Annotated in this window: 14 protein-coding genes; 12 read left to right on the top strand and 2 right to left on the bottom strand. The window is 40.9% G+C overall.

The window, feature by feature from the left end; genetic code table 11:
- The 9 genes from BLS58_RS16115 to BLS58_RS16155 form a co-directional block, all read left to right on the top strand.
- The coding region (locus tag BLS58_RS16115) for an ABC transporter ATP-binding protein (RefSeq protein ID WP_143018944.1) at positions 1 to 1,557 on the top strand (1,557 nt) is incomplete at its 5' end.
- A 215-nt stretch (positions 1,558 to 1,772) separates the two neighbouring features.
- The gene (locus BLS58_RS16120) at positions 1,773 to 3,734 is read left to right on the top strand and encodes a glycosyltransferase family 2 protein (RefSeq protein WP_090400036.1); all 1,962 of its coding nucleotides are present in this window, start codon (positions 1,773 to 1,775) and stop codon (positions 3,732 to 3,734) included.
- Positions 3,727 to 3,954, top strand: a complete 228-nt coding sequence (locus BLS58_RS16125; protein ID WP_090400038.1) for a hypothetical protein — start codon at positions 3,727 to 3,729, stop codon at positions 3,952 to 3,954. Before BLS58_RS16120 ends, BLS58_RS16125 begins: the two co-directional genes overlap by 8 nt.
- Positions 3,955 to 3,978: 24 nt before the next feature.
- A complete protein-coding gene (locus tag BLS58_RS16130; RefSeq protein ID WP_090400040.1) occupies positions 3,979 to 5,433 on the top strand; it encodes an ATP-grasp fold amidoligase family protein in 1,455 nt (484 codons plus the stop codon).
- Complete coding sequence (locus BLS58_RS16135) at positions 5,423 to 7,039, top strand: acylphosphatase (protein ID WP_090400041.1); 1,617 nt, start codon at positions 5,423 to 5,425, stop codon at positions 7,037 to 7,039. Before BLS58_RS16130 ends, BLS58_RS16135 begins: the two co-directional genes overlap by 11 nt.
- A gap of 19 nt (positions 7,040 to 7,058) precedes the next feature.
- The gene (locus tag BLS58_RS16140) at positions 7,059 to 8,675 is read left to right on the top strand and encodes an ATP-binding protein (RefSeq protein WP_090400043.1); all 1,617 of its coding nucleotides are present in this window, start codon (positions 7,059 to 7,061) and stop codon (positions 8,673 to 8,675) included.
- A 96-nt stretch (positions 8,676 to 8,771) separates the two neighbouring features.
- On the top strand, positions 8,772 to 10,340 hold the full coding sequence (locus BLS58_RS16145; protein WP_090400045.1) for an acylphosphatase: 1,569 nt from the start codon (positions 8,772 to 8,774) through the stop codon (positions 10,338 to 10,340).
- A gap of 76 nt (positions 10,341 to 10,416) precedes the next feature.
- Entirely contained in the window at positions 10,417 to 12,081 is a 1,665-nt protein-coding gene (locus BLS58_RS16150; RefSeq protein ID WP_090400047.1) for an acylphosphatase, read from the top strand.
- A gap of 116 nt (positions 12,082 to 12,197) precedes the next feature.
- Positions 12,198 to 14,315, top strand: a complete 2,118-nt coding sequence (locus tag BLS58_RS16155) for a CapA family protein (protein WP_176764811.1) — start codon at positions 12,198 to 12,200, stop codon at positions 14,313 to 14,315.
- 85 nt (positions 14,316 to 14,400) lie between these two features.
- On the opposite strand, the gene BLS58_RS16160 is transcribed toward BLS58_RS16155, so the two are convergent.
- Positions 14,401 to 16,107, bottom strand: a complete 1,707-nt coding sequence (locus BLS58_RS16160; RefSeq protein WP_176764812.1) for a beta-L-arabinofuranosidase domain-containing protein — start codon at positions 16,105 to 16,107, stop codon at positions 14,401 to 14,403.
- A 203-nt stretch (positions 16,108 to 16,310) separates the two neighbouring features.
- Between BLS58_RS16160 and BLS58_RS16165 the strand changes: the two genes are divergently transcribed.
- On the top strand, positions 16,311 to 18,545 hold the full coding sequence (locus BLS58_RS16165) for a CapA family protein (RefSeq protein WP_090400053.1): 2,235 nt from the start codon (positions 16,311 to 16,313) through the stop codon (positions 18,543 to 18,545).
- Between the two features lie 125 nt (positions 18,546 to 18,670).
- On the opposite strand, the gene BLS58_RS16170 is transcribed toward BLS58_RS16165, so the two are convergent.
- A complete protein-coding gene (locus tag BLS58_RS16170) occupies positions 18,671 to 20,050 on the bottom strand; it encodes a sugar-transfer associated ATP-grasp domain-containing protein (protein ID WP_090400054.1) in 1,380 nt (459 codons plus the stop codon).
- A gap of 219 nt (positions 20,051 to 20,269) precedes the next feature.
- Between BLS58_RS16170 and BLS58_RS16175 the strand changes: the two genes are divergently transcribed.
- Together BLS58_RS16175 and BLS58_RS16180 are read left to right on the top strand one after the other, a co-directional pair.
- On the top strand, positions 20,270 to 21,706 hold the full coding sequence (locus BLS58_RS16175) for an ATP-binding protein (RefSeq protein ID WP_176764813.1): 1,437 nt from the start codon (positions 20,270 to 20,272) through the stop codon (positions 21,704 to 21,706).
- Between the two features lie 202 nt (positions 21,707 to 21,908).
- Positions 21,909 to 23,152: SH3 domain-containing protein (locus tag BLS58_RS16180; protein WP_090400058.1), on the top strand; the 1,244-nt coding region annotated here is incomplete at its 3' end.

The following is a 23,152-nucleotide window of genomic DNA, read 5'->3' on the forward strand; positions in this document are numbered from 1 at the left end:
CAGGATTCGCATGATCGCACTGGAGAGGTCGTGATGCAGGCTGACAACCTCGGCGTTTCGTTTCGATCCGGCCATAAAGAGGATTATAAATCCCATATCTTCAATATGTTTACAAAAAACAAACCGGAAACGGAAAAAAGTAAAACGGTTTGGCCATTGCGGAATCTTGATTTTACCGGCTATCAGGGCGAGATTTTAGGAATCATCGGCTCGAACGGTTCAGGGAAAACGACGCTCTGCAAAATGATTTCGGGCATTTTGCATCCCGATGAAGGCCGTATTCACGTCGATGGGAAAGTGACAGCTCTTTTTTCCATGGGCATGGGCTTTAACAAAGAATTGACGGGCCGTGAAAATGCCTATTTGAACGGGATGATGCTCGGCGTCACGAAGAAAAAAGTAACAGCGTTCATCGATCAAATTCAGGATTTCGCCGGTCTCGGCGCTTTTATGGATCAACCGATGAAGACGTATTCCAGCGGGATGAAAGCGAGGCTCGGGTTCAGCGTGGCTGCGCATCTGGAACCGGAGATCCTCATCCTCGACGAGGCGTTAAATACCGGGGACACGGCTTTCGGCGACAAAGCGGCGGAGAAAATGCAGGAGTTGGTGCACAAAGCCAAGATGGTCATCCTCGTCACGCACAGCATAAAATTTGCCACCAATAACTGCGACCGCTTAATGTGGATCGACAAGGGCGTCGTGAGGGATATTGGAGACCCTGACGAGGTCGCGGAGCAATACCTGGAGACGATCCCGGACAAAGGCCAAAAGCGCAGACGAAAGCTGGAATTGAAGCAGACGGAAGCGGATATCAAAGAACGACCCGTGCTTGAAGCCGAGAATCTTGGTTTGTATTACCCGATGAAAAAAGATAAGTTCTGGGCGCTGCAAGATGTGAGCTTCACCATAAATGAAGGCGAAATCGTCGGGATTATCGGCCATAACGGCGCCGGTAAAAGCACGGTCTGCAAAGTGCTGACGAATATTATCAAACCGGATAGAGGATCGTTTGATATGCAAGGGGAAACGACAGCGCTTCTCAATTACGGCACCGGTTTTAACGATCAACTCACGGGCACTGATAACGTCTATCTCAACGGCATGTTCATGGGCCTGCCGAAGATGTACCTGCATGAGAAATACCCGGAAATCGTCCGTTTCTCCGAGCTCAACAAAGCTATGGAGCGCCCGATCAAATATTATTCCAGCGGTATGCGGGCCAGACTCGGCTTCAGCATCGCCGCGACGTTGCAACCGGATATTTTTATTATCGATGAAGCCCTCTCCACCGGCGACATCGCTTTCCAGCAAAAAGCAAGCGAGAAAATCCAGGACATGATGGAAAGCGCGAAAGCCGTCATCATCGTCTCCCACAGCATGAGCTTTGTGGAAAAGGTATGCACCCGGGCTATCTGGATGGAACAAGGCACCGTCAAATTCGATGGCGAAGCCCAGGAAGCGGTGAACCGCTACAAAGCGCAGATAAAGGGAAAAGTAGGCAAGAAAGTCAAAGGTGAAAAGCAAAAGCAGACGGAAACAACTGCGAGTGAGTGATGGGTGCCGGGGGTATCGGACAGAATTGCGGGGAAGAGCGTGTAGATTGTCCGAATCGAGGTGGCGTTCGGACACTTTTACTATAACACGCAGGCAAGTTGTCCACATCACGGGTAGATTTGGAGACATTTCCGGCAATACGCGGACACATTGTCCGAATCAAGGAGAGGCTTGGACACATTTACGATCACTAACAAGACTGGTGTTGAAATCTTATGTTAAAAGCACTTGCTCAAAAAGTTATCAACTTTTTGGAATCGTTGCTTAATCGTCTATTTACCGCTGATCGAAAGCATTATATTAGCGATAAGCTGACCCAAAAACAAAAAGACACGATCAAGAAACTCTTATTTTTGGGAAAGTATCAAACGCAAGAGCGGGAGATAAGGCGCGTCAAACATCTTCTTTATAATCTTGGGTTTACGAAACGCGGACTCGAGGAGCTTGAGAGATTCTATCAGCAAAACGAAGATCCATATTTAAAAAAACTTGCGGCTTGGGAGCTTTCGTTATGGCATTTGAACCAATTCACCGATGAGGGTGCCAGACAGAGTCTGGAGCTTTTGTCCGAGATCGTTCAAGACGAAAAAGACCCTGTTCACATACGTAAAGCCGGGATTATGGCTTCGGAATGCCTGAAGCGGTTAGGGAAAGAAGCAGAAGCCAAGCATGTTCTTGCACCGATGCTTGAATCAACCAGAGGCGAGGGTCTTCACCCTGATCTTTACCTTGCCGCAGCAAATTTGGCATCTTCCGGTACAGAAAAAGTGAAGTGGATAAACAAAGCCTTAAAATTAAATGGCATGTCCACGATCAAAGTAGAACCTTCCGCTTCGTCATCTCCCTATGACAGTATTCGTATTGATCGTTCACCAGAACGCGAAAATTTATCAAAGTCCTTCCCGCTCGTCACCGTTATTATGCCCGTCTATAACGCCGAAGATGTCATCCGCACGTCCCTCGATTCTATTTTGAAACAAACATGGACAAACCTCGAGGTATTGGTTACGGATGATTGTAGCAAGGACTCGACAGCGCAGATTGTGGAAACATATGCTGCCGATGATTCGAGAGTTCGGCTCATTAAAGCGGAATCTAACGGAGGTGCATATGTTGCACGTAACTTGGCACTCAAAGAAGCTACCGGTGATTTTATCACCGTCAATGATGCGGATGACTGGTCCCATGCGGAGAAAATTGAAACGCAAGTGAACCATTTACTTAAAAATAAGAACATAATCGGGAATACATCCGAACAAGCCCGCGCGACAAGTGATCTAACTTTTTATCGCAGAGGAAAGCCGGGGACGTATATTTTCAGCAATATGTCATCATTTATGTTTCGGCGCAAGCCTGTGATGGAGGCGATTGGATTCTGGGATTCGGTTCGGTTTGCTGCTGATTCCGAGTTTATCCGGCGCATTATAAAAGTGTTTGGTGAAAAATCAATCGTATATTTATCCACGGGTCCACTATCTTTTCAAAGGCAGTCCGATACTTCATTGACCGGGAATGAAGCCTTTGGGTACCACGGTTTTAAAATGGGGGCGAGAAAAGAGTACGAAGAAGCCCACGATCACTTTCATCAAAGCTCAAAGAATCTTAAATATACTTTTCCCTTAAAAACGCGCCCTTTTGCTGTTCCGGAACCTATGTGGCCGAATCGCGAGGAAAAAATATCGGGACGCAGACATTTTGATGTCATTCTAGCATCCGATTTCCGTCTTGAATCTATATCTAACCTGGAAGAGCTGGAGGCGCAGAGGAAAAAAGGGTTGCGGATCGGTTTAATTCAGATGTCACAATACGATGTGGACCCTGCTCGAACGGTTCACTTCGAGGTGCGTGACTATCTGGATGGTGACAGTGTACAGATGCTCGTGTATGGAGAGAAACTCTCATGTGACTCGTTAATCATACGGCACGTACCGGCCCTTCAGGAATGGCAGCGTTATATTCCCGATGTTGAAGCAGAAAAAGTGATCGTCGTCGTGAATGGGATAGATCACTTGCAACAATGCAAAAAGTATGTGCAGGAATACTTCGCTGATTCCGGCACATGGTATCCCCTTAACGCCTTGATTCGTAAGGAATTACAAGATGATTGGTCATCGATCAAGATGGAAAAAGAAAATTGGATTGATGTGAGATCAAGGGGGGAAGAGAATATTGGATAGTGATCATACTGAAGAACTTACCCTCCAGCAAGAGCGGAATGAACAACTCATTCATGATATAATGGACATAGATCGACAAATTGCAAAGGCCAAACAGGAAAACGCAGAAATCGTCCAGGAAAAAGAAGATTACGAACAAAAATGCGCGACAATTGAACGAAGCTTTCTGTGGAAATGCTCCAAACCTGTACGGAAACTGAGGGCTTGGCGGAAACAATGATGGCCACGTTGGAGGCGTTTATCATTGCAAAAAAACGATTCTGTTCAGCGACAATTACAAGCTGAATATGAGAAGGAAGAAGAGCTACTACAAGAAATGTTACAGCGTGTAGCTGAATTGGAAAAGGTGACGAACGAAAAAAAATCCAATGAAAAGAAACGGAATCGTTATAAGCACAGGTATGTGTCCGTCAGCAACCATTTCTTTTGGCGTGTAACCAAGCCAGTGAGGGCATTATTATCCCTTTTTCGGAGCAGTGAGCGCCAACAAACCAAACAGCTGCAAGAGGATAACGCGCGGTTACGCGAGCAGTTGGAATCGGCTCATAAACAACTCAGAATGGCACAGAAACATGCCACCACCGATCCAGACCCAGATCCAGACCCGGATAAACTGCGCAATCGTTTAAAGATGATCAAAGAAGACGGAGAGATGCTGGATTATTTGGATGATCTGATTAAGAAAAGGCAAATGTATGATCAAAATTACCGCACTGCTCTAAAGCAAACGGCTATCCTGTTCTCTGATGATAAACTCGCTGCCAGGCACAAAGTCTATCAAAAATTGTTGACCGGCTTAAAAATAGAAGAGGTTCCGGAAATCATGCTTCGCTCCCGATCGGATCGAAGCGAAGACACTGTATCACTTCAACAAATCGCCTCTTTCCGTGCATGTTTAACGATGCAATCAAGAATCAGGCAGCTCGAAACATTTAGACCGGCATGGGCGCTTGATCATAAAGCCAACGCGTATACATTTATTGATGCACTCGGAATCAGAAGGCCATGGGTGACTGCTGAACCATTTTCGCACACAGCTGTCCCCCAAAAAGAGGGGATTGTCATAAAACCCGTTCACGGGGCAGGATCACGCGGTGTGTATATCATCCCTGCATTTAATCATATACAGGATGTGAAAAGATCAAGCATGCTTGACCATTGGGATGAGCTGGAGGCTAGCATGCAGGAAGACCTCGCCACTGAAAGGGTCGAAGATGATCAATGGGTAGCCGAAGAAGTGTTCTATGAAAACAAGGAACAATTAAAACCGGCACGTGATCTAAAATTTTATTGCTTTTACGGGAAGGTAGCGCTGATTTTGGAAATTCAACGCTTTCCGGAGGTTAAATACTGTTGGTGGACTGTAGATGGAGAGCGTATCCATACAGGCAAGTATGAGGGAAAGCTTTTTGAAGGCGACGGCTTTTCCAATGATGATGTGACGTTAGCGGCTACGATCAGTTCCGAAATACCGGCTCCTTTTATCAGGATCGATTTCTTAAAAACAGACAAAGGCTTGGTATTCGGAGAGTTTGCCGCCAAGCCGGGCAATTACGATGAGTTTGATCAGCCTACTGACCGGCAACTTGGGGATGATTTTCTGGAAGCACAAGGTCGGCTTATCACCGATCTATTGAACGGAAAGACGTTTAGGAACTTTAAAGCCTCCATGGAAAGGGGTGACCGTGATGAAGTCTGACCAAGCTGTTTGGCTTCCTCATCTATCCGGTAAGGTCGTCTCCGAGGCGCTCGGGCATGAACTTTGTGCTTATGCCGTAGCTCTTGAAGGTTGGCGGAGAGGGCTGACGTTGAAATGGTATACGAAAGATGCAGAGCCGTTTCAAAATATGATGACGTGGCATGTGGACGCCCCCGGCAAGTTATTCTCCCTGAGCTCAGAAGAGAGGACGCATTATTTTTTCCGGACTCGGGGGGACAGGGTGAGTAATGAAGCCGTCACGATTGGGGCGGATAAAGAACGAACAAAAGATGTGCTTGCCAAAGCCGGTGTCCCTGTACCGGAAGGGAACCGTTTTAGTGCCGATGTTTCGATTGACGACATCAGCAATGAGGTTTCTGCCACCATTGGTTTCCCAGTTGTAGTGAAACCTATTGATGGAAGCTTCGGCAGAGGTGTCATGACGAATATACAAACGATAAAAGCACTGAAGAAAGCGCTCAAGTATATACGAAACCAGCTTCATTTTGCTGATGTCCTTGTCGAACGTTATGTTCCCGGAGATGAATACCGTTTTTATGTTGCCGGCGATCGCGTCGCAGGGGCTATAAAAAGAATCCCTGCCAATGTTGTCGGCGATGGTATAAATGCCATTGAAACATTAATAGCAAGTAAAAATGATGAAAGAAAGCATAACCCACGCCTGATTAGTTGCCCCATTCAAATCGATGAAGAAGTAAGACGTTTTATCCAAAAACAGGGTTATACGCTCGCAAGCATCCCCGAAGAAGGGGAGCGTGTTTTCCTGAGAGAAAAAAGCAATATCTCCCTGGGAGGGGACCCTGTAGATGTTACGGATGACATGCATCCGGCTATAAAACAAACCGCAGTTGATGCCGTAAAAGCGGTCCCTGCTTTATATCATGGCGGTGTCGACCTTATTATAGATGAGAATAAACCTCCCCAGAACGCTGCTATCATCATCGAATTGAATCCAACCGCTCAAATAGGTTCGCTTTTATACCCAATGCAAGGCCATGCCCGGGATATTCCCGCGGCAATTATTGATGATTATTTTCCGGAAACCAAAAGGATGGGAGCAGAGAAATCAACTTTTTACTTTGGTTTCAACAGAGTACTGGAACCTTTACAAAACAACTCTTCCATAATGACGAAAGTGTCCCCCGTTCATACGACGAAAGTATATGCCAAAAAATATACAGTATCCGGGGATGTACAAGATATCCATTATCATCGTAGGCTGAGGGACCAAGCGCTCACTGATCAATTACATGGTTTTATTAACAACCTGGATAATGGTGATATTGAAGTTGTTTTAGCCGGAGGAGATCAAGAGCAGCTGGATCGTTTTCAGGCTTTACTGATGGGATCCGAGGTGGAACACATAAATACCGAAGACTGGTTACAACCGGTGAAAATCGGTTTTGACATTCAGTCTGATCCTAATAAAATAACAGACGAAATGAACAAGATGAAGCAAGAAAAAATTCAGTTGGAAAAAGAAAAAAGCCGGGCTGAGCATCAGTATTTAAAGTATCAACAAAGCCGCTCCTGGAAACTGACTTTGCCGCTGCGAAAAGTCTTAAATTATATAAAGCGCAGGTAGCTATGGGAGGAACCCGACAGTGCAAAATTACAACGAGCATTGGTTGCCACACTTAACAAATGCCATCCCGATTGAATCATGCAAGAATAAGGTAAGCATGTATACGATCGCCCTGGAAGGCTGGCGAAGAGGATTAACGTTGAAATTTTATGCCGAAAGTGATGAAGAAGATAAGTGGCAACTGAACTATTCCCTTGGTAACGGGGAAAAAGAACATCATTTTGCAGGTTCCAAAGGCGATAAAATCACGGATGAAGCTGTGAATATTTGTGATGACAAAGGCTTAACGTATGAATACCTTGTCAATGCCGGGGTTCGTGTTCCGAAAGGTAAACGGTTCGATGCAGAAACTAAAGAGGAAGAAATTATCCCATATGCCGAAGAAGCAGGGTTTCCCCTTGTGCTTAAACCGACCAATGGCAGCGGGGGAAAAGGGGTCATCGTTAATATCCAGAGCAGCAAAGTCTTAAAAGAGGGACTTTCCTACGTTCGAAACGAGCTTCACTTCGAAGAAGTCATGGTCGAACAATATATTACCGGCGACGAAGTCCGTATTTTTGTTCTTGGCGATCAATTGTTAAGTGCGGTGAATCGAATACCAGCCAACGTCATCGGAGACGGCAAGCACTCGATTCGAGCATTGATCGATATGAAAAATGAAGAAAGAAAAAACGTTCCCCATCTTTATGACCGCCCCATTAAGTTGGATAGGCAACTATATACAACTATGCGTGAGTCAGGTCTAACGCTGGATACCATCCCTAAGCAGGATCGGCGAATTTTTTTGAAGAAAACAAGTAACGTCTCATCAGGCGGGGATCCTATCGATGTGACCCCTTATATAACACCCGAATTAAAAAATATGGCTATTCAAGCTTGTCAAGCAATACCCGGATTAGCTCATTGCGGATTAGATATGATGGTCGATTGGAGAAACAATAAAGGTTTTGTCATTGAATTAAATACAAGACCGGGGATCGGGTCTTTTCTATTTCCTATGGAAGGACAGGCCGCGGATATTCCAAAAGCACTTATCGATGATTATTTTCCGGAAACCAATGAAGTTTCAACTGAACGTTCTAACGTTTATTTTGATTTTAAAACAATTAATGAGACATTTCAGAACTATACCGTTGACGAGATAGAAGTCACACCGGCACCGACCAATATACTTCACGGCAAAAAATACACCTTATCAGGTGTTGTTCAGGATAGGAACTACCATCAATGGCTGCGAAAACAAGCGCTGGCAAGCGGTTTAAGTGGGTATGTCAAAAAACTGGGCAGCCAAGATATGGAAGTCATGATCGCCGGTACGAATGAGCAAGAACTTGACCAATTTAAGCAAGTGTTTACGAAGCAAAAAGATCGCTATTATGATTTACACTTACAGGAAGAAACTTGGGAAGATCCGGTTCAAATAGGTTTTGATATAGATGGGCATATGGAAAGCGCAGGGTTAAATCACCTGGAAGCCGAGTGGCAAGCGCTACAGGAACAAATGCAAACCATTCAGAAGGAAAAAACCCGTATCGAACGGCAAAATATTAAAATTGAGCAATCCGGATCCTGGCGTATAACGCTACCCCTTAGGAAAACCGGAGATTTTATAACAAAAATATTACCAAATAAATAATATCCTTGAGTAAGCAAAAAGAATAGTATAAAATTATATGGTTAGGAAAATAACAAAGACCATGATAATCGCTCATCTACATGGGAGGATCGCAGGATGGAAGATATTAAAAATAAATGGCTGCCGCACTTGATCGATGCTGTACCAAGCGCTGGACAAGGTAAGCGTATCAGCACATATACGCTTGCCCTGGAGGGTTGGAGAAGAGGGATTCCGCTCAAGTTTTATCGGGTGCATGATGAAGAAGATCATCTAAAGATCAGGTATTCATTAAATTATAACGGGAAGGAGCACCATTTTTCTTTATCCATGGGGGACAAGGTCTCCGATGAGGCTTTTGAAATTTGTAATAATAAGCACCTTACCAAGGAACATCTTTCTAAAGCAGGCGTCCCTGTACCCGAAGGGAAAAAGTTTACCGACGAGATTCAAGACGAAGACATTGTTGATTACGCGAAGTCCATCGGATTTCCGGTCGTTGTAAAGCCTGTGGATGACAACGCGGGTAAAGGTGTATTTGCGAATATCTTGGATGAACAAAGACTAAAAGATGTTTTGGTACATGTTCGCCAGGAATTGGCGTATACGGAAGTTCTCCTGGAGAAATACACGCCAGGTAAGGAATTTCGCATGTGCGTCATAGAAGACCGGGTATTGGGTGCTATGAACAGAAGACCGGCAAACGTTATTGGAGATGGCGTTCATTCGATCAAAGAGTTAATTGATCTAAAAAATATAGAACGTAAAAAGAACCCCCATACCACGAGCCGCTTGATTAACATTGATGATGAAATTCTTGATTTTATCGATCGAGCCGGATATACACTGGATTCTGTCCTCAAAGACGGCGAGTTTTTGTATATTAGGCAGAAAAGTAATTTAGCCAGAGGCGGGGAAGCGATTGACGTAACCGAACAGCTGACCCCTGAATTAAAGCAAATCGCGATTGACGCGGGGAAAGCTATTCCCGATTTGCCGCATTATGGCGTCGATATGATTGTCGATCTGGAAAACAATACGGGGGTTATTCTGGAAGTGAACTCAAGACCCGGGTTCGGAGGACACTTATTCCCAATGGTTGGGGAACCACGCGACTTTGCCAAAGAAATTATAGACTATTATTTTCCGGAAACGAAAGATATAGAGCGCACAAATTTATTTTTCAATTTTAATAAGATCATCGAGCCGTTAAATAACCGAGCGGCCACCTCGGTTGAATTGCCTATGCCCCCCACAGGTGAGTTATACGGGAAAAAATATATTGTTACCGGAAATGTACAAGGTATGTGGTTCAGAAAGTGGGTAAAACGGCAGGCCTTGAAACGAGATTTGCATGGCTATGCAAAGCCCCTGGACAACGGAGATTTGGAAGTTGTTGTAGCCGGGAAAAAAGAGAGTGTTGTTGACCGATTTAAGACATTATTGTTCGAAGGCAGGGAGAATGCAGCTGTTCAGGAAATCGATGAATATGATTGGGAAGATCAACCGCTTAGAGTGGACTTTCAACTGAAGAAGAATGGTGCGAGCAAACAGCCAAAAATATCGAAAAAGGAATATCACCGTGTATCGAAGGAATATAATAAAATCCTCAATAGCACATCCTGGCGCATAACTTACCCTATTCGTTATTCAAAAGATTTATTGAAGCGCATTATAAAACGATGACACATTGGTAACACTTATTAACAATAAGATTAAATGTCGATGTACAAGCTTTTCAACGCTTGGAGGTGTCTTTATAATGACCAATGAGCACGAATGGTTACCCCATCTGGAAGATGCCATCCCAAAATCAGCATATGGGAAAAAACTCAGTATGTACACGATTGCATTAGAGGCCTGGCGACGGGGTATAGCGGTTAAATTTTACCGAGTTGAAGATCCGGAAGAAAATAAATCGCGCATCAGATATTCCTTGAGTTACCAAGGGAGAGAGCACAAATTCGAGTCATCCCGTGGAGATCTATTGACCCAAGAGGCGTATGACGTTTGTGATGATAAGGATCTCACGAAGCAATATCTCTCAAAAGCCGGTATCCCCGTCCCGGAAGGAAGAAGATTTACGGAGGATGCTGCCGATGAGGAAATTGTGGATTATACCCAAACACTTGGGGATCCTGTTGTACTGAAACCGATCAGTGAAAATGGCGGGAAGGGTGTTTTTGCTGATATCCGTGATGCAGAAGATATGAGAAAGGCTTTAATACATGTACGCCAAGAACTCAATTACCGAGATGTAATTGTAGAAAAACATGTAACTGGAGAGGAATTTCGAATCTTTATAGTCGGACATGAAATCATAGGTGCTGTTAATCGAACGCCAGCACATATTGTTGGAGATGGTATCAGCTCTATTGGCGAGCTAATCGATAAAAAAAATAAGGAAAAACGAGGAAATCCCAATTTATTTAAGAGTGCTATTGAGATTGATAAGGAATTACTCAATACCATACAATCTAAAAATTATACACTAAATAGCATTCCAGAATCAGGGCATCGTATTTTTTTAAGAAACAAAAGTAGTGTGTCTATGGGCGGAGATCCGAACGATGTTACAAACAGGGTAACATCTCAAATGAAAGATCTTGCTACAAAATCCTATAAAAGCATTCCTGGTCTGGATTTATGCGGATTAGACATGATTGTTGATGAAGAAAATGATTCAGGTACTATCATTGAGGTTAATACAAAGCCTATGCTGGGTCTTCATTTGTTTCCGGTTAAAGGAAGTGCTCGTGATGTTACAGCTCCAATCATTGATTATTACTTCCCGGAAACCATAGATATGGAGAAAACAAACCTTTATTTTGATTTTGACAGTGTATTGGAGCCGCTGAAGAGCAGGTCAACCGACATGGTGGAGGTTACCTCGCCCCCTTTAGGGAGGCTATATACCCAAAGGTATATAGTGTCTGGCCGCGTACAAGGTGTTGGCTATCGAAAATGGATCAGAAAGCAAGCGTTACAGCATCAATTACATGGCTACACAAAAAACAAGAAAGACGGAAAAGTTGTTGTTGTCGTAGCAGGCTCAAATGAAAGTGATGTTCGCGCGTTCAAAGATATTTGCGCCCAAGGACCGGAGAAGGCACAGGTAGAGAAAGTGAAAGCAAAAGAGTGGGAAAAACCTGTGAAAATGGGTTTTGAAATAAAAAAAGAGTCATCATCAAAAAAGCGCTTAAAAGAGCTTGAAAAACAACTACAAAAGGAAAAGAACGATAAAAAGAAAATTGCCCGGGAAAGAAGTGCGCTTGATCAAGAGAAAAAAGCAACTAAGCAGAAACTGAAAGCCCTTGAAGAAGAAAAAGAAAGCTTACAACAAGAATATATGGCGCTTCGAAATAGTCGTGTGTGGCGATACACGAGACCGTTGAGAAATATAAGCAGTATGACTAAACGATCTTAAGTTCCGTATTGCAATTAGAGTATCCTTGAAGAAACAACCCGACAAAAGAATTCGCAATTCATCCATGACAAAATATATATTTGTCCTCATCTATCCTGATGAAGAGGTGCTGGAATATGAGTAAGCCATACACAATAACGTTTGCTGGAGATACTAGCTTGGGTGAAGGATATTTAAGTAAACCGAATCGAAAGAAAGAGAAAGAAAGATTAGATAAGGATCCATTCTCTTTTTTTAAAGAAGTAGCACCTTTCGTTAAACAAAGCGACTATTTTATTTTAAACTTAGAGACTGTTTTAGCTGAGAATCCTTCCGGTTTCTTGGAAGGAAAACAATATCCTAACTGGGATTCTCCTAAACGAACCATTGATATCCTGCAGAAATTAAATGTTAATGCTGTAAGTCTAGCTAACAATCACACAATGGATTATGGTGAAACAACATTAATAGACACGATAAATGAACTGAAAAGTGCGGACATCACCTACTTTGGCGCTGGTCAGTCCCACAATGAAGCGATTACGCCTGCAAAAATAGAAGTACAGGGGAAGTCCCAAACAAAGAATGTCTATGTACTAACTGGTATGAAAGCTTCTCGTCGTTACACAGAAGATTATAATTTCTTTGCCAAACGAGAAGAGGCTGGCGTTAATTCTTTAAATGAGGATCGATTGGTTCGTAAAATTTCATCTATAAAAGAAAAAGACCCTGACGCAATTGTTATCGTCTCTCCTCATTGGCAAGGAAAAGATTATAAATGGGTGAATGAAACTGAGGAATCTCGCTCTCGGACATTCGTTGAAGCAGGAGCGGACTTTGTCATAGCTCATGGAACACACATGGCAAACCATATTGAAAAATACAAGTCGGGGATTATTGCATACTCTATCGGGAATTTTGTGTTTAATTCTCCGGGGCGTTACAAAAAAATGCAGGCGCCTCCTTATAGCTTCATCGTTAATCTTATGATTTCAGAATCAGAAACCGGCTGGGATATTCGCCCTGCTTTTTACCCTATCGTCACCGATAATAAAAAAACAGACTTCCGAGTCCGTTTTACTACTTATGACGAGTCTGTGGAGCTGTTCGAAACATTAAATGATAAGCAACACCTGGGAACTAAAGAAGATATTTTAAAAAAAGACGGAGACCGATATTACTTTGATATTCAGCAAACTAATGACCAAGACTTAGAGGCTTTTAAAGAAGAAGTCCGTCAACTTGAACAAACTCAAAATGAAATTGATGACTATTTATTCCAATACTATCAAAAGTTTAATCAAAATAAGTCAGTCTACCAAGATAAAGCGAAGTTGGAATTACTGGCTGATATTGTTGAAAAACGACATATGAGTCATAAATTCCTAAAAAAATTTGAACGTCAAAAGATCCCTGTCACTAATTCATTGTCTTTTCAAGACATTATGGTCGAAAAGTCAGCGATGAGAAAACTTGGTTATCGAGATTATGCCTGGAATATTGACCGCAAAACAAAAGCACAAATCTTCGCAGATAGCATTGGCTTACGTACGCCTAAATCAGACCATAAAGTTTACCGTTTTGATGAGCTAAAGGGAATAGAAGGGCCAGTTGTAGTTAAACCCGTGCAATCCACGGGTTCCAAAGGTGTATATTTGATCTTCAATAATAATGTAATATTTTCCGCTTTCGAAGGAAAGTATTTATCGAATTGGGACGAAATAGAAGCCGAAATGAAGGATGATCTCAATGCCGTTAAGCAAGGGCAACCCAGCAAGCAATTAGTAAAAGATGAGTGGTTTGTGGAAGAGCTTATCTTGAAGTCTCCTGGTAGCACTGAACCGCCACTGGACTATAAATTTTATTGTTTCTATGGAGAATTATTATTTGTTTTGGAAGCAAATCGTCAGGATTCTTCTCAATTCAGTACTTGGGACGCAGATGGAAATTTCATAAAAACGGGCTGGCATGATGAGAAAGCGCGGCCAGGGGTCGGATTTTCCCAAGAAGATGCAGAAATTACGAAAAAAGCCAGCTTAGAAATTCCAAGCCCTTTTGTGAGATTTGACATGCTGAAAGGTCATGACGGTTTGGTATTTGGAGAAGCCACACCCAGACCGGGCGGATTTCATAGATTTAATAAAAAATACGATCGGAAGCTTGGCCAGGCCTACAAAGAAGCAGAAGCTCGCTTGACCAGAGACCTTCTTCGTGGGAAGAAGTTTGAGGCTTTCATCAAGCATTTCAAGATTTAATTGTTAAGAACAAGTATATTAATACATTGCAAAAGAAAGGGACCCACTCTCATTGTGGGTCCCTTTGTGCTTGGTTTCTCGGAATTTATTTGGAGTCTTGGCTTAAAATATTGTGGTAAGCAATAAAGCTGGAGATGTTGTGTTGAGTGTAGTCATTTCGCAGTTCATAATTTGTTAAGCCATGATGTACGGCACCAAGGCAAAGCTTTTTGTTTTCCAAATACATTGTTGTTTCCGGCCTGAGTTGCATTTGCAACTGAAATTTAATGCTCTCATGAAGAGCTTGTTTAATTTGTTTTGCTTCCTCATCGTATCCGTGATCTACAGCTAGTTTATAAGCGGCACTTAGTCCTTCACTACGACATGCCACAGGGGTCGATAAAGGTTTACGGTGAGTATCAAAGGCGCCTTTCCATTCAGGTTCCCCATTATCCTCTAAAATTTGTGTCTGCATAATCGCTCGTGAAATAAAAAAAGCATGGTTGATATATATATCTTTAGGGCGTTCCCTGTAGAGTTCATTTAAACCATAAAGAAGCCAATGATCATGGGCAATGGTTTCGCTCGTTGCTTCTTTATCTCGAATGGTGATTAAAAAGTTTGCTTCATTCTCGGCCACATCTAGCCATTGTTCATTGCCGTCGATTTGATAAAGGCGTACCAGTGCCAATATCGCTTCTCCGGGATAATAGTGGGACACAAAGTCTGTGGCTTCCCCCGTTGAATATTTTTGTTTATGAAAAGCAAAACGGCCATTATCATCTTGTAATTCCCTCATCCATGTTGCCATACTTTGCATTATAGGCAGATATTGCTTGTCCTTTGTTACCTGTGTATATTTGGCAAGGGCTACGACAGCAAGTGCATTGCCGCCAAGCTTGGCCTGATCTTTTTCGATAATAACCTGTACTTTCTGTCCGTTTATTTCCAGTTCCTTTGCTTTTTTCAAGAGATAATTAATCGCTCGTTTCGAGGCATTTAACAGGTGTTCATCTGGCATTAGCTCATACGTCTCTAACATTGAGTAAGTTGTTCCGGCATGACGTAGGATGTTATACCCTCCCCGGTTTCTATTCTCCTGTGGGAGGTAGGAATAGATGAATTTGCCTTTGGTATTGACGACATTTTTAAAATAATTGTTTTTGGTTAACGCTACGGCATTCCTAAGGTCTTGCTTTGATAAATCAGAATACATACGATGACCGCGGTAAAGAGGGGTAAAACCTTCTTCATCGATATAATAAGATTGTGTTTGGAATTTATATAACTCCAGTGATTGGGACGTTAGCAACCTTTTTACTAACGAGTTTTTGGACAACAAGGAATGTTTCTCATAAGCATTAAAAATGTTTTCAGGTTTTATTTTTTGATCAACAATCATCCTGTAGGCTTCAACTTCTTCGGGAAGAAAGGCTGCATCAAAATTTGGACCAATCGAAATCCCATCTTCACCACGTTTATAAAGAACAGTGTCTTTTTCAAGATTAACCTTCTTCTGCGATGACTTGGCAGGTCGCATATCCGTGACGACATCTATTTTTACAGAGATGGGCTTAAAGTTGGCAGGCTTATTTGATTTATATTGTTTATAAGCATATTCAAGTGCAACTTTTGAGTCTGAATTTTTTCCCATACCGACAAGAGCACGGGAGTATGCATTAGCTACAGATATAAAAACGACGATCTCGCCATCTTCCGTTCTAAAGCTTGTATCGATTTCGTCAGTAATTTCTCCGAGAGATTTATTTTTGTTGATCGCCGCATAGTATATTTGTTGTAATGTATGATTCAATTTCATCAGCCTTTCGTTTGTTTGCTGATTAGTTAGCAATACAATCCAGATTAGATAGTTCATTATAGCACTTATTTGTGTAGTCTGCTACAATATTGGTAGTTATAAAAACATGAATTTTTAACTAGGCCTTTCGATTTGTTACTTCAAGATCCAGGCTTACTTCATAGATGATAAGTATACTAAGGAGAGATTGAAGGACCATGGCACAAACATTGACACTCACCTTTGCGGGAGATACAAGTCTCGGAGAATACTATGTAAGAAAACAAGGACGTGAGAACATTCTTCAGCGTGTTGAAGAAGAACCTTTTTCATTTTTTAAAAAGACCTTACCAATACTGAAAGGAACAGACCAGTTAATTCTAAACTTGGAAACTGTATTGGCGAAAGAGCCTGGAACCCCTTTGGAAGGAAAGGAATATCCAAATTGGGATCAACCGGACACTCTGCTCCCTGTGTTAAAAGATTTAGGTGTTAGCGCAGTGAGCCTTGCTAACAATCACACCATGGATTTTGGATCAGAGCTAATGCTGGATACCAAGAAAAGATTGGAAGATAAAGGAATCAAATGCTTCGGAGCAGGAGGGAATAGAAAAGAAGCAGCTGCCCCTTTTAAGGTCCCGTTTCAGAGCGGAAACCATAAAAAGAATGTTTATATTCTTACGGGAATGAGAGCTTCCAAAAGATATAGAGTGGATTACGGATTTTTGGCTCAAAAAGAAGAACCTGGAGTCAACTCAATGAATCCAAAAAGAATGCAACGCCAAATCGAAAAAATTAGGTCTGAAGATTCGGAAGCGTTTATTATAGTCTGTCCACATTGGCAGGGACAGGACTATAAATGGGCATCAAACCACACCGGTATTCGGGAAAGATGCCATGATCTGATTAATATGGGAGCTAATTTAATATTGGCACATGGAACTCATATGGCTGATACGGTTGAAAAATTAGAGGGAGGAACGATCGTTTATTCGATTGGTAATTATGTTTTTAACACCCCGGGGCGATATACTACTAAACAAGCGCTACCGTACAGTTTGATGGTTAAGTTGCACATTACTGAACAAAACGGGCAATGGACCTTCGAAACAGAATTATATCCAATTGTTACCGATAATAAGCGAACGGAATTTAATGTAAGGCCCGTCAATAAGTCAGAGATTGACCTAGTTAAACAAGCCTTAGAAGATCAATCGAGAAATGTTTATTATCATCTATTGCAAAAAGACAACTGTTATTATTTAAAACCTGTACCTGTTAATGAAAACGCCATTACTACAAACACGAATATATCATTAGAAAATGATGTGAAAGATTATCTTTTTGGTTCTCGCCCCTTAAACACAATTGATATAACAAGTGACAATGCTATAGATAACCAAATTACTAAACTCGGCGAGGTTCATCAAGAACTTGATCAAAAATTCAGAGAATACTACGACTATCTTTTAACCAGTAAAAAAATGAAAGCACGTACCGAACAAAACGATGAACATTATAATAAACTGAGTCGTGTTGTAAAACGTGATTACCTTAGCCATGCATTTTTAAAAGGATTTGAAAGAAGAAAGCTTAACGTCGAAAAATCAGTATCATTCAGGGATATCATGGTTGAACAATCGCAACTTCGTCGCTTTGGTTTCCGGGGATATTCTTGGTTGTTAGACAAAAAGAATCGTGGATATGAATTTGCTGATAATATAAAGCTTCCACGCCCTTCGACTAATAATAAAATATACAGTTTTTCAGATATTGAACCCCAAAGTGGACCAGTTGTCGTAAAACCTGTTCACTCAACAGGATCAATGGGAGTTTACCTTGTATATGATACAAATACCATATTTTCCGCGCGAGAAGGTACTTGGCTAAACAGTTGGGAAGAACTTGTAAATAATTTTAATTCTGAATTAAAAAGTGATAGAAACAGAGCTAGGCCTTATTTGCCAAAAGACCAATGGATGATTGAAGAGTTGATTAATAGTCCTGATGGTATGTATACTCCCCCTCCTAATTTGAAGTTTTATTGCTTTTATGGTGAAGTGGTTCTAATTTTTGAATCTAATCAGCTCGATGAAAGGAAAGTATGTTACTGGGATACTGATATGAATTTAGTACAAACGGGTAGATTTGAGGATCAATTTTATAGAGGGTCAGGTTTTTCAAGAGAAGAACTTCAGATGGTTGCTGATGCTAGTCTTGAAATTCCTTCACCATTCGTACGGTTAGATATGCTTAAGGGAGAGAGAGGGTTATACTTTGGTGAAATAACACCTCGTCCTGGTCGATTCCATACATTTAATGATACGTATGATCGCATATTGGGTGAAGCATATCGAAAAGCCGAGGCGCGAATTATTGACGATCTTTTACATGGAAAGGAATTTAATGCATTTACTGAAGCAGTCTTCCACAAACCATCATTAGCATTTTAAAGGAGTGCGGCTGAATACCAAATTTAATCGAAATGACTCCGGTCTCGTCTGGTCCGGAGTCATTTATAATAGGATGTTTAGAATTAAGACATCAGATTATCATTTAGCTCTTTGTAGGGGTTAATTTATTTTTTAATCGATTTGAGTAAAGAGCGAAAAAGTTGAGTGAAACGCCAACTTTTGCTATGCACTATATAGTTATATTTTTCCTTTGTATCTTTAAGTTCCTCATTTTTGGTCATAAGTTTATTATTTTTCTTTTCCAGTGAGGCTTGAAGTTTCCGGTTTTGTTTTTTTAAATCAACATTTTGTTTCTGCATTTGTTTTAATTCCTGTTTTTGCCTCTCCTGCTTCCTTAATTTTTTTTGTTCGAGCTTCTCTCTATCCTTTTTTATTAATATCGGCTTAGTCGTTTTAAGCTCATTACTTACATATTGCAACACTTCTTCTGTCAAATCTCCAAACATAGGTTTCTGAGCGGCCAATTGATAATACGTCTGTGTTCCTACAAAGTTAGCTTCCAAAAAGAGGGGTTTTCCATCGAAATCCACGACAATATCCCAGGAAATAAAATTTTGGTGTAGTATATTTTTATGGCAGTCCTTGGCAAACTGTTTGAATTCATCGTAATTAGGGATGGGTTCAAGATCAGCAAAGCAATAGCCAGTCGTGGGGTGGTGTGTATGTGTTTGACCATCATCACTTATTGCAACATTGAAAAATTCACCTGTATCCATTACTCCAAGGCGTATACCACCAGCGGTAGCATTATCTTTTATATCGTTATCTTTTCCAAACCTAGCGAAGGTAAACAAATATCTTATTTCATCTTTCCATCTGAACGTAACCATTCTAAGTGTATTCACAGAAGCCGGATGAGGAGCAGCCATTGTTGGATGTTGTTGTATTGCTTTCTGAACCGTGAAGTTCTGTTTGTATATTTCCTCCAAATGATGGATGGTAACAATTTTTGCATCAAGATAGATTTTTCCATCTTTAACGTTGAGTTTTCTGATTCCCTCACCATTGTTCGATTGGCTAGGTTTTATAATCAAATCTGTATGGTTATTTGATAATATTTTTGAAGCATGTTCTATATCAATACAATTATTATTTGCATCAAAATAAGTTCCATTTATATTCTTTAATATAGTTTCAGCTGTCCTGGGGGCACTTATAAAAATATCATAGAGGTTTTTGTCCCCATAAAAGGTCGACATATTGTAATCATTTAATACAGGAAGAATTTCTCTTCTCATTATTCTTCCGGGTATGACCCTAGCGTCTCTTTTTCCGGTATAATTCATAAAAGCCAAATGTAGAGAAGGATTAATCGTTTTACCGTAATGATCCTCCCAATATTCCTGTGTTTCGGTAACAAAAGCTTCGTCTACCTCGTTTAACAAGCCGGCATTAAACCAATTTTGAAATTGTGTTGAATTGGTTTTTGCTCCTAGCTCTTCATATACAGTTAAATCATTATGTACTGCTTCAATACTTTCCAAACATAATCAACCCCATATAAAATCGTTTAAGTCGAAACCATTTTTAGTATATTATATCGACATACCCATGCACGTTGATTAGCATAACACTTACATTTATTTTATAAAACTATATTACAGGGGTCTTCTTGATAATATGCAATCATGGTATAATGAGTGTCGAATTTTAGCACTTAATGTGTTACAGAAACAGATTTTATAATGAATGGAGTAGTAAAAGTGAGCAGAAATAACCATTTAGAACATTTGAAACATTCATTGCCAAAAGATGTTGTTACATACCAAACATCTTTTTATACAGTTGCCTTAGAGGGATGGCGTAGAGGGCTTAAATTAAAATTTCATAACAATAAAAGGGGAAGCGTACCGCCACTTGCATATCAATATTCCCTTTCTGATGGGGAAAACGAATATTTATTTACTTGCGCACGTGGTTCAAAAACATCGGACGAGACTATTTCTATAGCGGAAAATAAAAGTACAGCGTATGAATATATGCAAAAAAATGACGTTCCGGTACCTAAAAGTAAAACATTTACATTTAGTAAGTCTTCAATAGATGAAATGTGCAATTATGGCGAAAAACTTGGCTATCCACTCGTAGTAAAACCAACTGATAGGGGGGGAGGTAAAGGGGTTTTTACGAATATCACCTCCAGAAAAGAGATAGAAGAATGCATTTTAAACGTAAGAGATGAGTTTAGGGTGGAAGAAGTGATAATCGAACAATATTTTGAAGGAGGTGTAGATTATCGTTTCTTTGTTATAAAGGATAAGGTCATTGCGGTTGCTAAGTCATACTCTTCGAATATTATTGGAGATGGCGTCAATAATATAGAGCACCTTATAAGTAAAAGAAATAAAGAGATACGAAAAAACGTTGCAACTAAGAATAGGTCTATTGTGATTGATGATGATTTGAAGACCTTTCTAGACGAGCAGAACAAATCGCTTGAATATATACCTAAAAATAAGGAGCGAGTGTTCGTTAGGCGTCATGGTACCTATCTTGGAAAGCGACTTAACGTTGATTGTACAGAGAGTGTAGATCCCAAGTTTAAGGAATATGCCATAAAAGCTTTAAATGCTATTCCAGGTTTGCCAACTGGTTCTATTGATATGGTCATTAATGAAGAAAAGAATGAAGGCATTGTAAACGAGATTAATACAAAAGGTGAAATTATGATGCACGTTTTTCCATTTGAAGGTCATGCAATAGATGTTCCAAAACATGTATTAGAGTATTACTTTCCGAATAGCAAAAGTAGAAACGAGAATTTTTATTTTGAGTTTAAACCCGTAAAAGATTTATTTCTTAGTGGATACGCTGATGAAATTACCATACCCATGATTCCTGAAGGAGTACAATATGAAAAAAATTTTTCTATCAATGGTGAACGCTTGGGGCCGCGTTATTTGAAACAGTTAAAGAAAAAAGCAGCAAGGTTATATCTAATTGGGCATATTAATCCAATATCTAAAAAAAGGATAGAAGTAAAAACAATAGGCTCGCAAGACCAAATAAATGAGTTTGAGAAACTTATTAATTCCTCAGGTACTACTAAATCAAAAATAGAATCAGTTATTCCTACTGACTTTAAGGAATTTGAAGGGGGAAGTAACATTTCATTTGATATAATTTCTGAAGATGAATGAACCGTGATTTATTATTTAACTGGCTTCAGGTCTCCTGAAGTCATTTTTAATAGATTTATTTACTATTTACAAGTATTTCATTATAAAGGTAACATATAGTAGTGAATATAGGCTCTGTTCTTAATCAGCAGTATTAATATAATGAGTTTTTAGTCGATATATTATATGAATGGTTGAATAAAAGAAAGGTGGGATATATGAAATGAAACGTAAATTTACAATGTCTGTATTAATTTTTTCAATGTCATTTTTACTATTTAATCACACACACCTCTCGGCAGAAACTAGTAGCTCAGAAGAATTGGAAAAAGTCGACAAAACTCATGGAATTGTCCAGTTGCCTTCCCTAAATGTCTATTCAGGCTCAAATGAGGAATACGAGGTTATCGGAGAATTGGATGATTACGTAAGGGTGGAACTGGAAGGCGAAACCTCTAATGGCTGGTATAAGATCAATGATGAAAGGTTCAGCGAAGAAGCATATATTTTAGGCAGTTATATCGTCCCGGTAGATATACCGGAATATGAAGAGGGATATGTGGATGGAGACCTTGTCAATGTTCGAGAAGGTCCGAATGCAGATGAAGCCGGAGTAGCTGAATTAGATCAGGGCCAACAAGTGGAAATCATCGGAGAGATTGACGATTGGTATAAATTAAAACTGGATGATGTAAGCGGACCTACATACGTTAATGGCAGTTATATCAGTTCCGAAGACCCTGATGCTTTGGATGAAACCGATCAAAGTGCTTCCGAAGAAACTCATACTTTGACTGAAATCGATTATAGTCATGGGGTTGTGCAATCGTCATCCTTGAACGTACGCACGGGTCCAAGTTCGGAAAATGAATTGATCGGTAGTTTAGACAATTACGCGAGGGTGGAAGTAGAGGGTGAAACCTCCGATGGTTGGTATAAGATCAATGGAGAAGAGTTCAGCGAAGAAGCGTATGTCTCGGCGAGCGCTATTGTCCCGGTAAATGAACCGGAATACGAAGAGGGATACGTGAAAGGTGACATTGTCAATGTGCGAGAGGGTCCAAGTGAAGATGAAACGGATGTGGCTCAATTAGAGCAGGGCGAACAAGTTGAAGTCGTTGGAGAGATTAACGGTTGGTATAAATTAAAATTGAATGATGTAAGCGGACCAACATACGTGAATGGCAGTTACATCAATTCCGAAGACCCTGATGCTTTGGATGAAACCGAGGAGAGTGCGTCTGAAGAGATTCAGGTTGCTGAAACAGATGAGCGTACTTTCGAAGAAACACAATATTTGACCGAACCCGAATACAGTCATGGTGTCGTGCAGTCATCCTACTTGAACGTACGTAGCGGCCCCGGTACGGACCACGAAACGATCGGGGGATTGGAAGACTACACGAGAGTGGAGCTGGAAGGCGAAACCTCGGATGGTTGGTACCAGATCAGTGGTGAAGGATTCAG

This window comes from Natribacillus halophilus (assembly GCF_900100185.1).
Lineage (GTDB): Bacteria > Bacillota > Bacilli > Bacillales > Marinococcaceae > Natribacillus > Natribacillus halophilus.

Excerpts from the sequence above, each read along its gene's own strand:
- BLS58_RS16135 (WP_090400041.1), top strand. The coding sequence starts at position 5,423 with ATGAAGTCTGACCAAGCTGTTTGGCTTCCTCATCTATCCGGTAAGGTC.
- BLS58_RS16165 (WP_090400053.1), top strand. The coding sequence starts at position 16,311 with ATGGCACAAACATTGACACTCACCTTTGCGGGAGATACAAGTCTCGGA.
- BLS58_RS16150 (WP_090400047.1), top strand. The coding sequence starts at position 10,417 with ATGACCAATGAGCACGAATGGTTACCCCATCTGGAAGATGCCATCCCA.
- BLS58_RS16120 (WP_090400036.1), top strand. The coding sequence starts at position 1,773 with ATGTTAAAAGCACTTGCTCAAAAAGTTATCAACTTTTTGGAATCGTTG.
- BLS58_RS16145 (WP_090400045.1), top strand. The coding sequence starts at position 8,772 with ATGGAAGATATTAAAAATAAATGGCTGCCGCACTTGATCGATGCTGTA.
- BLS58_RS16155 (WP_176764811.1), top strand. The coding sequence starts at position 12,198 with ATGAGTAAGCCATACACAATAACGTTTGCTGGAGATACTAGCTTGGGT.